Genomic DNA, 15,650 nt, shown 5'->3' with positions numbered 1-15,650 from the left:
TCATTTGGCAGCAACCGCGAGCGGATCGCGATAACAAGCGACGGACCATTCGTCGTTCGTACCGCCGAGTTCGGGCGGCGCGGCGCGGCATTCGTGCATGGCAATCGGGCAGCGTGGCGCGAAGGAGCAACCGGTTTCTCCAGCTGCCGACTGTACCGATCCGACGATCTCCGTCAGGCGGCGGTTCGAATAGTGCCAGCCGTTGCCGATAGAGGAGTTGAGGAGGCCGCGGGAATAGGGATGCCGGGGGCCGGAGAAGAAGGTGCCGACCGGCGCTTCCTCGACGATCCGCCCGGCATACATGACGGCGATCCGGTCCGCCCATTGAGCGACGGCGCCAAGATCATGCGTGATGAGCAGCATCGCCATGTTGAGCTTCGAACAAAGGTCTTCCAGAAGATCCATGACCTGCGCCTGGATGGTCACGTCGAGCGCAGTGGTCGGTTCGTCGGCGATCAAGAGCTGCGGATCGCAGGCGATCGCCATGGCGATCATCACGCGTTGGCGCATGCCGCCCGAGAAATTATGCGGGAACATGCCGTAGCGGCCGCGCGCGTTGACGATACCCACCATGTCGAGCAGCTCGATCGTCCGCTCCTCGGCCTGCTTTCGGGTGACATCCTCGTGCTGGAGGATATTTTCGGCGATCTGCTGCCCGATCGGCAAGACCGGGTTGAGCGACGTCATCGGCTCCTGCAGGATGAGGGCGATGCCCTTGCCGCGAATGCGGCGCAGCTGGTAGGGCGAGATCGCGGCAAGGTCCTGACCGTCGAAGATGACCTGGCCGCCATTGATCGAAGCACCGGGCGGCAGCAGCCGGAGGATGGAGAAGGCGGTCAGCGACTTGCCGCAGCCGGATTCTCCGACCAGCGCCACTTTCTCGCCTTCCTCGATCCGCAGGTTGACGCGCTTGACGATTTGCGCGGAGGGAAACCCGACATCCAGATCGATCAACTCGAGGACCGGATGTTTTTCCTGGAGATGGCTCATGTCCGCTCCCTCGATTTCGGGTTGAGGATATCGGTCAGCCGGTCGCCGACGATGTTCAGGGAAAGAACGGTCAGGACGATCGCGATTCCGGGCAGGGCGGAGAGGTACCATTCCGTGCGGATCTGGGTGCGGCCGGCGCCGATCAGGCTTCCCCAGCTTACCATGTTTGGATCGCCGAGATTGAGGAATGACACTGCCGATTCCAGGAGGATGCCGTTGGCGACGAGCACCGATGCCGCGACGATGAGAGTCGGCAGCGCATTCGGCAGGATTTCCGAGACGATGATGCGCGGCGTGCCGTAGCCGAGCCCGCGGGCTGCCATGACGAAATCCGCTTCGCGCAGCGACTTGAACTCGGCACGTGCCAGCCGTGCGATCATCGGCCAGGAGGCGAGCCCGATCGACAGGGCGATCAGGTTCAGCGAGGCATCGCCGATCGCGAGGATGACGATGATCAGGAGCATGGTGGGAATGGTCTGGAATATCTCGGTGATGCGCACCAGAACGTCTTCGATCCAGCCGCCGAAATATCCGGCGATCGAGCCCACCGTCGTGCCGATCAGCAGGCCCAGAACCGCGGAGGAAAAACCGACCAGCAGAGATGCCCGCGAACCGTGAATGATGCCGGCGGTGAGGTCGCGTCCCAGGCTGTCGGTGCCGAGCGGAAACATCAGGTCGTCGCCCGGCCAGAGGAAGGGGTCGGCCACCATATCCAGCGGGTCCTCCGGGTAGAGCGTGTCGGCCAGCAGCGCCATTGCAAAGACGGTAAGGAGCGCGAGCACGGAAAAGACGAAGAACGGGTCGCGCAGGCTCTTCGGCAAACGTGGAAGCCGCAGGGTGCGGGGCCGGATGTTCTCCGATTTGGCGCTTTTGAGGATGGGGTTGGAAAGGACTTGCGACATGGCGGAGCTTTCCTTCTTCACGCGGAGATCCGGGGATCGAGCCACATCACCAGCCAGTCGATGATCAGGTTGGTGACGATGACGATCACGGAGGACATGAGCAGGATGCCGAGCAGGACGTTGACGTCCCGGGCGGCGAGCGAACTCATGGTGAGGCGGCCGACACCTGGCCAGTTAAAAACGGTCTCGACGACGACGGCACCGCTCAGCATGTTGCCGAGATGCAGGCCCGCGACGGTGGTAACCGGGATCAGCGCATTGCGTAGCCCGTGGCGGAACTGCAGCAGCAGCGGATGCAGACCCTTGGCGGCAGCGGTTCGCATATAGTCCTGCCGCAGCACTTCCAGCATGGAGGCACGGGTGAGGCGGGCATAGATGGCGACAAAAAAGGCTGCGAGTGAACAGGCCGGCAGGACGAGGTGTTGCAGTCGGTCGACGAGCCAATGCCATCCTTCGAGCGTCACGCCGATGGTTTCTGACCCGCCGGCCGGCAGAAGCTGCAGCTTGGCCGAAAATAGCACGATGATCATCAGACCGACCCAGAAATTCGGTGCCGAATAGAAGAGCAGCGAAATCGAGGTCAGCATCCTGTCGGGCCAGCGGCCGGCGAAGACGGCCATGACCCAGCCGACGAGGATGCCCGTCGTCAGTGCGATTACGAAGGCCGTCAGCATCAGGATGAGCGTACTCGGCAGGCGTTCGACGATCAGGTTGAAGACGGGCGAGCTGTAGTTGATCGATTGCCCGAAGTTGAGCGTCAGAACATTGCCGAAATAGCGGAGGAGTTGGACGGGAAGCGGCGCGTTGAGGCCATAGGCTTCACGCATCGCCTCCATCGTCTCCTTGCTGGCCGAACCGGATATGCCGGCCAGCGCGTCGACGGCGTCGCCAGGCATCATGTGCAGGAAAAAGAAGCTCAGGAGAACGATGCCGATCATGGTCGGTATCGCCTGGAGGAGGGTGCGTCTGACGGCGGGCAAAAACATGGCTCAGGCCTCCACCGGGCTTCTGGCGAGTGCCTCCTCCAGAAAATCCAGCCGGTCCTGGCCCCAGAACGTCTGCTTGCCATAAAGATAAGTGGGAGAGCCGAAGACGCCGCGCATTGTGGCGAGGGCGATGTTCTTCTGGAAGGCGGCCGGCACGTCCGGCGCCTCTTCGGCCGCGACCAGCGCCGCTCCGTCATAACCAGCCTTGCTGGCAACCGCGGCGCGGACGGCCGGATCGCCGATGTCCTCACCATAGCCCCAGAAGGCCTTCTGGAGAGCAATGGCGAGCGCAAGCGTCGGCTTGCCGGCTAGTTCGGCGGCGATGACGATGCGATAGGCCGGCGCTGCATCCTTCAGGCCTGCCCGGTCCTTGAGCTTCAGAGGGACGCCGAGCCTTTTCGCCCAACGGGAGAGATCCTCGAAAACGTATTTCTGCCTGACCGGCGGCTTTTCCCTGAGGGTGATCCAGCCGTTCTCGGAGATGTTGGCGATGAGAAAGGGCCTGATTCCGACACCCGCTTTCTGGCAGATCGAGACAAGCCTTTCGGCGCCCAGATAGGCCCAGGGGGAGGTGATGGAAAAATAGTATTCGATGTTGCCCGACATCCCGTTCCTCGATCGCTGCATCTGTTCCCGTTATCCCCTCGAAGGGGTATTTTTGTGCGATGCAGGATGAAGAGGAAGATGCCGATCCCGCCCTGCAGCATGAGCGGATGTTAACAGTAGATCTTCAAAACGGCCAAGCGTCGCAGGCACTTTCGAGCCTTCGCTGCTGCAATAGACTATTTCATTATTGCCGCTACTCAGTCGCGGCTTACCGTGCAACGCTGCGGAAATATTGCATTGCGAAAGCGGCCTCATAGTCCGCTGACAGTCCCGGGTCAAGCCCGCGGTAACATCATCCGACGTCTTTACGATCATACGACAGAAGAAGGGGAATATCGCGTGAGCAAGCTGGTCAATCTCAGAATGTCAGCCGATGTTGGAGGCACTTTCACGGATGTGGTGCTGGAGGGCGCCAATAAGCGCTGGACTACGAAGGTCCTCACCACGCCATCCGCGCCGGAAGAGGGTGTCCTGCGCGGCATCACTGAAATCCTGCAGATGTCCGGCAACGAGATTGGCAATGTAGAAGCCTTCGTGCACGGCACGACGCTCGCCACCAACGCCATCATCGAACGGCGTGGCGCCAGGACCGCGCTGATCGGCACCGACGGTTTCCGCGATATCCTCGAGATCGGTACCGAGAGCCGTTACGATCAGTACGAGCTTGCGCTCGTGAGGCCGGCGCCGCTGGTCGCCCGTCCGTTGCGCTTGACCGTTCGAGGTCGCGTGGATGCACGCGGGATGGAGCTACGTCCGCTCGACGAAGTACAGCTTCTGGATATTGCTGCCGAGTTGAAGGCGAAGGATATCCAGAGCGTCGCGATCGCGTTCATGCACAGCTATATGAACCCGGCTCACGAGGTTCGGGCGCGGGAGCTGCTTCACGCTGCCGTGCCCGGGCTCTACATCTCGCTGTCCTGCGAGGTCTGCCCCGAGATCCGCGAGTTCGAGCGCACCTCCACCACCGTTGCCAACGCCTATGTGAAACCGCTCATGGACGGTTATCTGGCCCGCATGGAAAGCCGGCTGGAAGCCATGGGCTTCAAGGGCGTGCTGAGCCTAATGACGTCGGGCGGCGGATTGACCTCGGTCGATACGGCGCGCGCCTTTCCCGTGCGGCTGGTGGAATCCGGACCGGCCGGCGGAGCAATCTTTGCCTCGCAGATCGCGGCCCGGCTCGGTGAAAAGCAGGTTATCGCCTTTGACATGGGCGGCACGACCGCCAAGGTCAGCCTGATCGAAAACTACGAGTCGGAAAGCTCGCGCTTCTTCGAAGTCGACCGCGCGGCCCGCTTCCTCAAGGGATCGGGCCTTCCGCTGCGCATCCCGGTCATCGAGATGGTCGAGATCGGGGCGGGTGGTGGTTCGCTAGCACGCATCGATACCCTGCAGCGCGTGACCGTCGGTCCGGAAAGCGCCTCCTCGGTGCCAGGCCCGGCCTGCTATGGCGGCGGCGGTACGACGCCGGCGGTGACCGACTCCGACGTAGCACTCGGCCTCATCGATCCTGCGGCTTTTGCAGGTGGCTCGATCAAGCTCCGTCCCGATCTCTCCCTTGAAGCGCTTGATACCCAGATCGGCAAGCCACTCGGCCTCAGTCCGGAAATGGCGGCTTACGCCGTTTATGAGATGGTCTGCGAGAACATGGCGAGCGCAGCCCGCGCCCACACCGTCGAGCGCGGCGTTGTCGCCAACAGGCATACGATGATCGCCTTCGGCGGCGCGGCCCCCCTGCATGTCGCCCGCGTGGCGGAGAAGATCGGCGCACCCCGGGTCATCATTCCCGCCAATGCCGGTGTCGGTTCGGCGGTCGGTTTCCTGGCCGCGCCGGTCTCCTACGAGATCGTAAAGACGAAATACATGCGGCTCGATGCATTCGATCACGAAGGCGCAAGCGAGCTGCTCGCCACGACATCCGCCGAGATCATGGCGTGGGTCGCTCCGGCCGCCCAAGGCAAGCTGATCGAGGAGAAGCGCGTCGCCTTCATGCGATATGTCGGCCAGGGGCATGAAATTCCCGTCGAGCTGCCGGTGCGCGATATCACCGCTGACGACGTCCCTGGTCTGCGCGCCCAGTACGAAAAGACCTACCAGCTGATGTTCAACCGCTCCATTCCGCAGGCGGCGATCGAGATCATGGCCTGGTCGGTGAACTGCTCGACACCCGCCGTCCTGCCGGAGACGATCGCGCAGATCACGCTTACCGAGGGCGAGACATCCGCCGACGTGATCCAGATCTTCGACGGCAAGGCGGAAGCCAAGGTCGACGTCAAACGCTACCGCAGGGAGGCGCTGCTTCCCGGCGTCGTCATCCCCGGCCCTGCGATCATCGTCGAGAAGGAAACAACGACCTATGTGACCGGCAGTTTCGACGCATTCATTGACGCGGCGGGCTCGATCGTCATGGATCGGAAGGGGATCGCTGCATGAACATCCAGACCCGTATCAGCCTGATCGACAAGCAGATCATGTGGAACCGCCTGCTGGCGGTGGTGGAGGAGCAGGCGCAGGTCTGTCAGCGTACGGCGTTCTCGACGATCGTTCGCGAATCCGGTGACCTTGCCGCCGGTGTCTTCGATGCCAAGGGCCGCATGCTCGCCCAGGCCGTTACCGGTACGCCGGGTCACATCAACTCCATGGCTTTGGCCGTCGGCCATGTCATCCGCACCTGGGGCCTTCATGCAATGAGGCCCGGTGACGTCTTCATTCACAACGATCCGTGGATGGGGACCGGCCATCTGAACGATATCTCGATAACCACGCCCTGCTTCAAGGGGGATCGGCTGATCGGCTTCCTCGCCTGCAATAGCCATGTGATGGACATCGGCGGGGTGATCGACAGGACGAGCTCGCGCGATGTGTTCATGGAAGGTCTCTACCTGCCGATCCTGAAGATCGTCGATGGCGGGCAAGTGGACGAAAGCCTGATGGCCATGATCCGCGCCAATACCCGCCAGCCGGTGGAGACCGTCGGCGACGTCTATTCGCTGATCAACTGCAATGCCGTCGGCTGCGAGCGTCTGCTCGAAATGATGGACGAGTTCAATCTTCGCGAACTCGACGAACTCGCCGACCACGTCATCGATACATCGCGCGAAGGTGTGCTCGCCAAGTTCCGCAAGCTGCCGAAGGGCACCTGGCATTCATCGCTGACACTCGACGGCCGCGACGATCCGGTCGTGCTGAAGGCCGCGCTGACGATCTCGGATGACGGCATCCATGTCGATTATACCGGCTCGGCGCCGATGACGAAGTATAACTTCAACGTGCCGATCTGCTATACGCTCGCCTACACGTCCTACGCGCTCGGCGTGGCGATCGTCCGGGATATCCCGAACAATGCCGGCTCGCTTGCGCCACGGACGGTTTCGGCGCCGGAGGGCTGCATCCTCAATGCGCTCAAACCCGCAGCCGTCTTCGGCCGTGCGCAGATGGGGCTGATGCTGCCCGACCTCGTCTATAATTGCCTGCGCCAGGCAATCCCCGACCAGATTCCGGCCGAGAGCACCTGCGGACTCTGGGGCATCAACGTCATGGGTCCGTGGGACAGCCCTCCCAACATCGCCAACCGCTATCTTACCCAGGTGATGACGACCGGCGGCATGGGCGCGCTTCCCTATCGTGACGGCATGTCGGCGACCGGCTTTCCCTCGGGCGTCCGCGGTGGGCCGATCGAGATCTTCGAATCCATGACGACGCTCGTCGTCTGGAAGAAGGAATTCCGCCAGGACAGCGGCGGCGCCGGCAAGTTCCGTGGTGGTCTTGGCCAGGCGATCGAGATGGAGAACATTATTCCCGAGAGCTTCCAGTATTTCACCGGCTACGAGCGGGTGGACCATCCGGCGAAGGGGGCTGCAGGCGGCGGCAACGGCGCGCCGGGTCGGCTGCGGCTTGAGACCGGCGAGTTCCTGCCCGGCAAAGGTTGCTCCGAGATTCCGGCCGGCGTGCGGATCGCCGTCAGTTCACCTGGCGGCGGCGGCGTCGGCAATCCGAAGAAACGCGACCGGGTAATGGTCTCCCGCGACGTCGAATACGGGCTGATCTCCAGCGAAATCGCCCGCGACCTCTACGGATATGTCGCCTGAGACAGAGGCAAGGCGGTGGCTGCCTTACGGCCATGGCCTCAATCGACCGAAGCGGAGCAAAATCATCATGTTGAACAAGGTGTCAGTCAAACCGTCGATCAGCTTGATCGACAAGCAGATCATGTGGAACCGGCTGCTGGCGGTGGTGGAGGAGCAGGCGCAGGTCTGTCAGCGTACGGCGTTCTCGACGATCGTTCGCGAATCCGGTGACCTTGCCGCCGGCGTCTTCGACGCCAAGGGCCGCATGCTCGCCCAGGCCGTTACCGGTACGCCGGGTCACATCAATTCCATGGCGCTGGCCGTCGGACACGTGATCGATGCCTACCCACTGCACACGATGAGCCCGGGTGACGTCTTCATTCACAACGATCCGTGGATGGGGACCGGCCATCTGAACGATATCTCGATAACCACGCCCTGCTTCAAGGGGGACAGGCTGATCGGCTTCCTTGCCTGCAACAGCCATATCCTCGATATCGGCGGTCTCAACGACTGGGCGTCGTCGACTGACGTCTTCATGGAAGGCATCTATCTGCCGATCCTGAAGATCGTCGATGGCGGGCGCATGAATGAGCCGCTGATGGCGGTGATCCGGGCTAATACCCGCCAGCCGGTGGAGACAGTCGGCGACGTCTATTCGCTGATCAACTGCAATGCCGTCGGCTGCGAGCGGCTGCTGGAGATGATGGAGGAGTTCGAGCTGACGGAGCTCGACGAACTCGCCGACCACGTCATCGATACATCGCGCGAAGGTGTGCTCGCCAAGATACGCAAGTTGCCGAAGGGTACGTGGCATTCGTCGCTGACGCTCGACGGGCAGGGCGGCGAAGCGATCACGCTCAAAGCGGCATTGACGATTTCCGACGACGGCATCCATGTCGATTATACCGGCTCGGCGCCGATGACGAAGTATAACTTCAACGTGCCGATCTGCTACACGATGGCCTATACGTCCTACGCGCTGGGCGTCTCGATCGTCCGCGACATTCCGAACAATGCAGGCTCGCTTGCGCCACGGACGGTTTCGGCGCCGGAGGGCTGCATCCTCAATGCGCTCAAACCCGCAGCCGTCGTCTCACGTCACCTGATGGGCCTGATGCTTCCGGACCTCGTGTTTGGGGCGCTGCGCCAGGCTATGCCGGACTTGATCCCGGCTGAAGGTGCCGGGGTGCTCTGGAACCTCCGGGTGATCGGTCCCTGGAAGAGCCCGCCGGTCTTTGGCGACACTTTCATGGCCGGCGTCGTGACGACCGGCGGCATGGGCGCGCTTCCGTATCGCGACGGGATGTCGGCCACCGGCTTTCCCTCCGGCGTTCGCGGCGGGCCGGTGGAGATCTGGGAGTCCATGTCGACGGCGGTCGTCTGGCGCAAGGAATTTTGGCGGGACAGCGGCGGTGCCGGCCAGTTTCGCGGCGGTCTTGGCCAGGCAATCGAGATCGAAAACATCATACCCGAAACCCTGTCCTTCGGCTGCTCTTTCGAACGCATCCAGTATCCGGCGCTTGGAGCTTTCGGCGGGAGCCCCGGCGCGGCGGGCCGGGTGATGCTGTCGAACGGTGTCATCCTCGGCGGCAAGGGGATCCACGCGGTGGAGCCAGGGCTGCGCGTGCTCGTCAGTTCCCCCGGCGGTGGCGGGGTGGGCGATCCCACAAAACGCGATCCGGCGCTGATACGCCAGGACCTCGAAAACGAACTCATCTCACCGGCGGCGGCGCGGGAGATCTACCGCTACTACGCATGACAACAGCGGGCAAAGAACCCGCAAAAACCCAACAGAGGGTGCCGCCGGGGCACAGAAAGGAACAACGATATGGCAATGAACGATCGCGGCATTTCTCGCCGGGCCGTACTCGCCGGCATGGGCGCACTGCCTGCGGCCGGCATGCTGGGGCCACTGCTCGGGCCTGACGTCGCCATGGCGCAGGTGCAGAAGGACGTGGTGACGATGGTTGGCGCAACGGAGGCGCCAGCGCTTCTGTCGTTCGTCAATACGTCCAGTCTCATCTGGTCCGCCCGTACGACCGAGGGGCTCTTGGAATTCGACTACAAGCTCAATCCGTCGCCGCTTCTCGCGACCGAGTGGAAGGTTTCGGATGACGGGCTGACCTATACGTTCAAGCTCCGCCAAGGCGTCAAATGGCATGACGGCCAAGATTTTTCTGCCAAGGACGTGGTCTTTTCCATCAATACGTCAAAGCAGTTCCACTCGCGCAACCGCTCCACGTTCGCGCAGATCACCAAGATCGACGCTCCAGATGATTACACCGTCATCCTGAATCTCGCCAAGCCGACGCCGTTCCTCCTGAAGGCGATGTCCTCCATGGAGACGCCGATCGTTCCGAGCCATCTCTACAAGGAAGGCCAGGACGTGCTGACCCATCCGAACAATACCGCGCCGATCGGTACCGGACCGTTCATCTTCAAGGAATGGGTGCGCGGCAGCCACGTCCTCTGGGAAGCCAATCCGAATTACTGGAACAAGGACCTGCCGAAGGTGAAGAAGCTGGTCGCCAAGACCATTCTCGATCCGTCAGCGCGCGTCATCGCCTTCGAGACCGGCGACGTAGATATCGGATACCGTACGCCGGTGCCGTTCCGTGACGTCGACACGCTCCAGAAGATGAAGCATATCGCCTTCGACCCAAAGGGTTACGAATACGATCCGCCGAACATCATCATCGTCGAGACCAACCTTCGCGACCCGACCCTTTCCAACATCAAGGTGCGGCAGGCGCTCGCCCATTGCATCGATCGCGACGCGATCAGCCGCGTCGTGTTCTACAAGTATGCGACGCCGTCGGCTTCGCCCGTCGTGCCCTACCACAAGGACTTCCATCTCGCCGAGCCGAGCCCCTATGCCTACGATATCAAGGCGGCCGAAAAGCTGCTCGACGAGGCCGGTTTCCCGAAGAAGGGCACTGCTCCACGCCTAACGCTGTCGATGGAATATGTCGGCGACGACCAGCGCATTCTCGGCGAATTCCTGCGCGCCGCGATGAGCCGCGCCGGTATCGCCATCGAGTTGCGCGGCCAGGACATGGGTACGCTGATCTCCCGCGTCTATCGCGACCGGCAGTTCCAGCTTCATCTCGCCTCGATCAGCAACCTCTTCGACCCGCAGGTCGGCGTACAGCGCCTTTATTGGTCGAAGAACATCATCCAGGGCGTCGCCTTCTCGAACGGTACCGGCTACCAGAATGCCGAGGTGGACAAGCTTCTGGAGGACGCCGCGGTTTCCACCGATCAGAAGGCTCGCATCGAGATGTGGAAGCAGATCCAGCGCATCGTCATGAAGGAAGTCCCGAGTCTCCCGCTGGTGATGTCGCCGTGGCAGACGATCGCCAACAAGCGGCTCGTCGATCACACGACCAATGCCGAAGGCTTCGAAGGCAGCATGGCGCGGATGAAGATCGTCTGATCTACTGACGCCGACAGAAATGGATCGGCCGCCGGCCGGCCGATCCATGAATACGTACGGAGGCCTTGGCATGTCTGATCTCGACCGAAACCGCGCCGAGGCGCTGATGCAGGCCGCCGGCATGGACGGGCTGGCGATTTTTCAGCCGGAAGCCTTTCGATATGCGACCGAGCTCGATGCGGGCGTGGCGGCCATGTGGCGCAGGGCAGGGGCTTGCATCGCCCTCGTCCCGGCGGACAAGCGGCTGCGGACCGGGGCGGTGGCTGCTGACCACGCCGTCCAGTTCCTCGATCTTTCCACTCGCAATGTCGATGTGCTGCGGCAGCGCATCTGGATCGACTATCTCGTCCTGCCGCCGGCCCTCGGAGAAGATCCGTTCCCCGAACTTGCCCGGCAATATGCCGCTCAGGGGCTTGGCGGCGCACGGCCCGAAAGTTTCGATCGCGCCGAAGCCTTCCGATTGCTGGGTGAACTTCTGGATACGCGTGGCCTGTTGTCGGCGACGATCGGATGTGACCTGGAATTCGTCCCCGCCGCCGATTTCGCTGCACTGCAGGAGGCCCTGCCGAATGTCCGTTTCATCGACGGATCGGATGTGCTGCGGCGGCTGCGGCGGTGCTCGCGGTCACTCGCCGGCGCGGGATGCCGGACTATTGCCGCGGCCATTTCGGCCATTCGATCGGCGCAAGCTGCGGCAGCGAAGAATGGCCCTTCATTTCCGCCGGCAATAGGGAGCCTATCATGCCCGGCATGATGCTCGCCTTCGAGACGCCGTTCTACGGCCACGGCCTCGGGGCAATGATGATCGAGGATCAGGTGATGGTGACCGAGACGGGCGCCGAGGTCATCAATACAATGCCGCGCGAACTGGTAATTCTCGGGAGCTGATCTGCCTCACCACTGGACGTCACGCAGCTTTTCGACCAGGAAATCCGAGAATACGCGGGTCTTCGGTACGAGATGCTTGTTGCTGGCATAGGCGATGTAGACGGACGATTCTGGCGTGATCGTCCAGTCGGGCAGGAGCTGTACGAGCGAGCCGTTCGCGAGATTGTTTCCGCAGATGTAGCGCGCGACGATCGCAATGCCTGTGCCGCGTAGAGCGGTCTCATAGATGGCTTCCGAGCTGTCGGAGCGGAATTCGCCCGCCACCCGCACTTCTTCCGTTTCCTCGCCCCTGCTGAAAGTCCAGGTATTGCCGGCGCGTGCATAGCGGCTGAAGCAGAGGCAGTGATGGTCGGCAAGTTCGGCAGGGTGCTGCGGCATACCGTGCTGGGCGATGTAGGAAGGGGCGGTGACCAGAGCGCGGCGATTGCGGGAGATCTTGCGCACGATCAGGCTCGAATCCGACAGCGTTCCAATGCGCACCACGGCATTGTAACCCTCTTCGATGAGATTGACGAAGCGGTCGGTATAGTTCGCCTCGATCTGCACGTTCGGGTATTTCTCGATGAATTCGGCGATGATGTCGGAGAGCTGCAGCCGCCCGAAAGCGACCGGAAAACTCACGCGGAGGAGGCCGCGTGGTTCGGTATTGAAGGAGGATACCATCGCGTCCGCCTCTTCAAGGCGCATGAGGATCTCGCGACATCGCTCGAAATAGAGTTGCCCGACCTCGGTGAGGGCCACTGTCCGGGTCGTCCGTTCGAGGAGCCTCATGCCGAGCAGCGATTCCAATTTCGCCACTTTTCGACTGAGGGTTGAGGCTGACACTCCGACGAGGCTTGCCGCCTGAGCGAAATTCAACTTCTCGGCGACGACAGCGAATGCTGCGACGAGATGAATGCGCTCGATATCGAGAATGGCCTGACCCCGGCCAATGGCGTGCATGTTCATTGCGTCGTTCTCTCGCACTGGGAGGTCTGCGGGGACCTGCAACTTCATGTGACGGTAGTGTGTCATGCGAGAACGAAGGCTGACAATGGAAAAATTTCCCTGCGGACCTTCGTATGGGCGGTGGAAAGCCACTCATTTTTGCGGCATTCCCGCGCTTGCGTAAAATCATTCTACAAGTTGGTACGATCCCGCTCCCGAACCGCAGGTTTCAGGGCGCCGGATACACCATTCCGATCGAATTGCGCAAATTTTAGCTCATGGGGATTTTTGAATTTTTTTTAGTCAATCGGCATTCAGCGAAACGATTAAGTCCGCTGGAATCTACCTTAGATAAATTGGGCGGCCAATCGCACAAAAAAGGATTGCAGATTGATGCAGGCGCCGGGAGCATTCGTGCAAATATGCAATAAACCCATTCGGTTCGCCCCGTATCGCAGATGGTCTCCAGCAAGGATACTGCCCCACGCCGGAGACGTTTCGGCATGTCGGAAGCGGGCGATTGGTCCTGCGGGTTCCCAGCATGAGTGAGAAGACAGAATGAGCGTTGCAGTCGCTGAACTCGATGCCCGGCCGAAATTTCCCGTGTCGGTCTTTCTACTTACGATTGCTCAAGGGCTTGCCGGCGCGATCCCGCCCATCATGGTCTCGGTCGGCGGCATGGTGGGGCAGACGCTGACCGCCAACGAGCTGCTCGTCACCCTGCCGATCAGCATGTTCATGATCGGCACCTGCACAGCCACGATCCCGGTCGCCATGCTGATCCGCCTGCTAGGCCGCAAGCCTGTCTATTGTATCGGTGCACTGGTCTCGATGATCGGCGGGCTGACCTGCACGCTCGGAGTGCTGCAGAACTCGTTCCTGTTGTTCTGTCTGGGCGCCTTCCTTTTCGGGCTGAACATCGCCTGCGTGCAGAGCTATCGTTTCGCCGCGACGCTGCTGGTGCCCGAGACGATGCGGCCGCGGGCCATCTCCTTCGTGCTGGCCGGCGGTCTCGTTTCGGCCGTTGTCGGCCCGCAGATCGTCGTCTGGACCAGCAACGTGGTGATCGGTGCGCCTTTCGCTCTGAGTTTCTTGTGTCAGGCGCTGCTGGCGCTCTCGACTCTGCCGGCGCTTCTGCTGCTGCGCTTTCCGGCCATGTCCACTCCGCTGAGGAAGGGGGCTGTAACATCCGCACCCCCATCGGATGCGAAGGTCTCGCTGAAAGATTATGTTCTGGCGGTGATCTGCGGTGCGGTTTCCTATGCATCGATGAGTTTTACCATGACCGCTTCGCCGCTGGCGATCATCGCCTGCGGCTTCAGCGTCGACGATGCGGCGCATGGCATCCAGTGGCACATCCTCGGCATGTTCGCGCCGAGCTTCGTCACCGGCCGGCTGATCGAGCGCTTCGGCCATCAGAACGTCATGCTGTTCGGCATCGCTCTCGTTGCAGTCGGTGCGGTCATCGCACTGTCCGGTCAGGAGCTTGCGCATTTCTGGGCGACCCTGATCTTGCTCGGAGTTGGCTGGAATTTCAGTTTCACCGGCTCGTCGGTGATGATCGCTCGCAGTGCCGTCGGCCCCAGGGCGGTTCTGTTACAGGGGATCGCCGATTTCTCGATCTTCGCCTTCGTGGCGATCTCGTCGCTCTCCGCCGGGGCGCTGATCCACCTTGCCGGCTGGAGTATGATCAATTGGATTGTGGTAATCGCTACTGGTCTAACAGCGCTCCCTTTTCTCTACCAGGCAACAACGAAGCGCAATCGTACGGTGCGCGGATAATCAAGCCACCATGGTAGCTGATCGAGGCGATAGTCGACCGGCTCGAAACCGGACGAAGCTTCTTGTCCAGTCGCCAACGGGCTATAGCCCGATCAGTCTGGCTGCGTTGGATGAGGTCATTTGGCGTGTCTCCTCGAACGTGAAACCGCTGTCCAGGCAAAGCTTGATGACCGAGCGGAAACCTTCTACCGGGCGCGGATTGGTCGGCTGTCCGAGATCTGAGCCGAGGATGGTGTGGTCCAGGCCGCCGGCTTCCACATAGTCACGCAGTTCCTCGGCGGGGAACTGGCGCGACGGACAATCGATCAGCATGCAGGCGCAGTGTTCCAGATGGACGTCCATCGATGCGAGTTCGCGCAGGTCTGACAGGTTGGCATCGATCCAGAAGGTCGGGTGCGAAACGAGCATGCGATTTACGCCGCGCTGCTTTGCTTCCGTGAACAGCGGGTACATTTCGCTGACATGCAGGTGGCCGCCGCAGAGTACCGCGTCGTGTTCGGCGATCAGGTCGATGATTTCCTTGACCTCGTCGCGGAGAATGCCGTTGACGGTCAGAACGCTGAGGCCCTCCGGCGACAGCATGCCGAGCTTGCCGGCCAGATTGTAATAATGCGCGATGCGCAAATGGTTCGTGGACGAGAGCGTCGGCATCCAGACCAGCCGCGCGCCCATGTCAAGCCCTGCTTTGACGGCTTTCGGATTGAGGCCGCCGAGCGCGTTGTTCAACGGCACGCCGGAAAGGATTTCAAGTCCACTGCCGGCCGGCCGGTGGCGCTTGATGAGTTCCAGCACTGGTGTCGCCGAATAGAAATGGTCCTTGATCAGGATGGCGCGCATGCCAGCTGCTTCCGCCTCGGCGATCTCTTCGGCATGGTTGATCTTGCGGCCCATGACAGAGGGGCCGCTATGGCAATGCAGATCCACCGCGCCGCGCAGCAAAGCATCGACGGCTTGATCGTTATTGGTATGGTGGAGCAACATCGGCCGAAACCCTTGCGAGACGATTGGCTTTTTCCACGCTGTGGGGGATGCGGTTCGGCGTCCATGGATTGCGAAAACCTATTTC

13 protein-coding genes are annotated in these 15,650 nt (G+C 61.6%); 7 read left to right on the top strand and 6 right to left on the bottom strand.

Features of this window, described 5'->3' with window-relative positions:
* Genes ABK249_RS18235 through ABK249_RS18220 form a run of 4 tightly spaced genes read right to left on the bottom strand, consistent with a single transcriptional unit; the run spans position 1 to position 3,484 of the window.
* Positions 1 to 990, bottom strand: coding sequence for an ABC transporter ATP-binding protein (locus ABK249_RS18235; RefSeq protein WP_037145127.1), 990 nt, complete (start codon positions 988 to 990; stop codon positions 1 to 3).
* On the bottom strand, positions 987 to 1,892 hold the full coding sequence (locus ABK249_RS18230; protein WP_348863576.1) for an ABC transporter permease: 906 nt from the start codon (positions 1,890 to 1,892) through the stop codon (positions 987 to 989). The genes ABK249_RS18235 and ABK249_RS18230 overlap by 4 nt, the downstream gene beginning before the upstream one ends.
* A gap of 17 nt (positions 1,893 to 1,909) precedes the next feature.
* Positions 1,910 to 2,878, bottom strand: coding sequence for an ABC transporter permease (locus ABK249_RS18225; RefSeq protein ID WP_348863575.1), 969 nt, complete (start codon positions 2,876 to 2,878; stop codon positions 1,910 to 1,912).
* Between the two features lie 3 nt (positions 2,879 to 2,881).
* Entirely contained in the window at positions 2,882 to 3,484 is a 603-nt protein-coding gene (locus ABK249_RS18220; RefSeq protein ID WP_348863574.1) for a 2-hydroxychromene-2-carboxylate isomerase, read from the bottom strand.
* 363 nt (positions 3,485 to 3,847) lie between these two features.
* Between ABK249_RS18220 and ABK249_RS18215 the strand changes: the two genes are divergently transcribed.
* The 6 genes from ABK249_RS18215 to ABK249_RS18190 all read left to right on the top strand — a co-directional run bounded on the left by ABK249_RS18215 (position 3,848) and on the right by ABK249_RS18190 (position 11,875).
* On the top strand, positions 3,848 to 5,914 hold the full coding sequence (locus tag ABK249_RS18215; RefSeq protein WP_348863599.1) for a hydantoinase/oxoprolinase family protein: 2,067 nt from the start codon (positions 3,848 to 3,850) through the stop codon (positions 5,912 to 5,914).
* The gene (locus tag ABK249_RS18210) at positions 5,911 to 7,569 is read left to right on the top strand and encodes a hydantoinase B/oxoprolinase family protein (RefSeq protein ID WP_348863573.1); all 1,659 of its coding nucleotides are present in this window, start codon (positions 5,911 to 5,913) and stop codon (positions 7,567 to 7,569) included. The genes ABK249_RS18215 and ABK249_RS18210 overlap by 4 nt, the downstream gene beginning before the upstream one ends.
* Positions 7,570 to 7,636: 67 nt before the next feature.
* On the top strand, positions 7,637 to 9,310 hold the full coding sequence (locus tag ABK249_RS18205; RefSeq protein WP_348863572.1) for a hydantoinase B/oxoprolinase family protein: 1,674 nt from the start codon (positions 7,637 to 7,639) through the stop codon (positions 9,308 to 9,310).
* Between the two features lie 69 nt (positions 9,311 to 9,379).
* A complete protein-coding gene (locus ABK249_RS18200) occupies positions 9,380 to 10,987 on the top strand; it encodes an ABC transporter substrate-binding protein (RefSeq protein ID WP_348863571.1) in 1,608 nt (535 codons plus the stop codon).
* Between the two features lie 70 nt (positions 10,988 to 11,057).
* A complete protein-coding gene (locus ABK249_RS18195; RefSeq protein ID WP_348863570.1) occupies positions 11,058 to 11,741 on the top strand; it encodes an aminopeptidase P family N-terminal domain-containing protein in 684 nt (227 codons plus the stop codon).
* The gene (locus ABK249_RS18190) at positions 11,630 to 11,875 is read left to right on the top strand and encodes a M24 family metallopeptidase (RefSeq protein WP_348863569.1); all 246 of its coding nucleotides are present in this window, start codon (positions 11,630 to 11,632) and stop codon (positions 11,873 to 11,875) included. The genes ABK249_RS18195 and ABK249_RS18190 overlap by 112 nt, the downstream gene beginning before the upstream one ends.
* Before the next feature lie 6 nt (positions 11,876 to 11,881).
* Here the strand turns inward: ABK249_RS18190 and ABK249_RS18185 are convergent, their stop codons facing one another.
* Positions 11,882 to 12,823: a LysR family transcriptional regulator gene (locus tag ABK249_RS18185; protein WP_037145142.1), complete on the bottom strand. Its 942-nt coding sequence runs from the start codon at positions 12,821 to 12,823 to the stop codon at positions 11,882 to 11,884.
* 537 nt (positions 12,824 to 13,360) lie between these two features.
* Between ABK249_RS18185 and ABK249_RS18180 the strand changes: the two genes are divergently transcribed.
* A complete protein-coding gene (locus tag ABK249_RS18180) occupies positions 13,361 to 14,584 on the top strand; it encodes an MFS transporter (RefSeq protein WP_348863568.1) in 1,224 nt (407 codons plus the stop codon).
* A gap of 81 nt (positions 14,585 to 14,665) precedes the next feature.
* On the opposite strand, the gene ABK249_RS18175 is transcribed toward ABK249_RS18180, so the two are convergent.
* Positions 14,666 to 15,565, bottom strand: a complete 900-nt coding sequence (locus ABK249_RS18175; protein WP_348863567.1) for a DUF6282 family protein — start codon at positions 15,563 to 15,565, stop codon at positions 14,666 to 14,668.
* Positions 15,566 to 15,650: the final 85 nt, after the last annotated feature.

The organism is Neorhizobium phenanthreniclasticum, assembly GCF_040066075.1.
GTDB lineage: Bacteria > Pseudomonadota > Alphaproteobacteria > Rhizobiales > Rhizobiaceae > Neorhizobium > Neorhizobium petrolearium.
This window is presented reverse-complemented; position numbering and strand designations above follow the sequence as displayed.

Coding starts and splice junctions, on each gene's coding strand:
- ABK249_RS18180 (WP_348863568.1), top strand. CDS start 13,361: ATGAGCGTTGCAGTCGCTGAACTCGATGCCCGGCCGAAATTTCCCGTG.
- ABK249_RS18205 (WP_348863572.1), top strand. CDS start 7,637: ATGTTGAACAAGGTGTCAGTCAAACCGTCGATCAGCTTGATCGACAAG.
- ABK249_RS18235 (WP_037145127.1), bottom strand. CDS start 990: ATGAGCCATCTCCAGGAAAAACATCCGGTCCTCGAGTTGATCGATCTG.
- ABK249_RS18190 (WP_348863569.1), top strand. CDS start 11,630: ATGCCGGACTATTGCCGCGGCCATTTCGGCCATTCGATCGGCGCAAGC.
- ABK249_RS18215 (WP_348863599.1), top strand. CDS start 3,848: ATGTCAGCCGATGTTGGAGGCACTTTCACGGATGTGGTGCTGGAGGGC.
- ABK249_RS18225 (WP_348863575.1), bottom strand. CDS start 2,878: ATGTTTTTGCCCGCCGTCAGACGCACCCTCCTCCAGGCGATACCGACC.
- ABK249_RS18200 (WP_348863571.1), top strand. CDS start 9,380: ATGGCAATGAACGATCGCGGCATTTCTCGCCGGGCCGTACTCGCCGGC.
- ABK249_RS18230 (WP_348863576.1), bottom strand. CDS start 1,892: ATGTCGCAAGTCCTTTCCAACCCCATCCTCAAAAGCGCCAAATCGGAG.
- ABK249_RS18195 (WP_348863570.1), top strand. CDS start 11,058: ATGTCTGATCTCGACCGAAACCGCGCCGAGGCGCTGATGCAGGCCGCC.
- ABK249_RS18185 (WP_037145142.1), bottom strand. CDS start 12,823: ATGAACATGCACGCCATTGGCCGGGGTCAGGCCATTCTCGATATCGAG.
- ABK249_RS18220 (WP_348863574.1), bottom strand. CDS start 3,484: ATGTCGGGCAACATCGAATACTATTTTTCCATCACCTCCCCCTGGGCC.
- ABK249_RS18175 (WP_348863567.1), bottom strand. CDS start 15,565: ATGTTGCTCCACCATACCAATAACGATCAAGCCGTCGATGCTTTGCTG.
- ABK249_RS18210 (WP_348863573.1), top strand. CDS start 5,911: ATGAACATCCAGACCCGTATCAGCCTGATCGACAAGCAGATCATGTGG.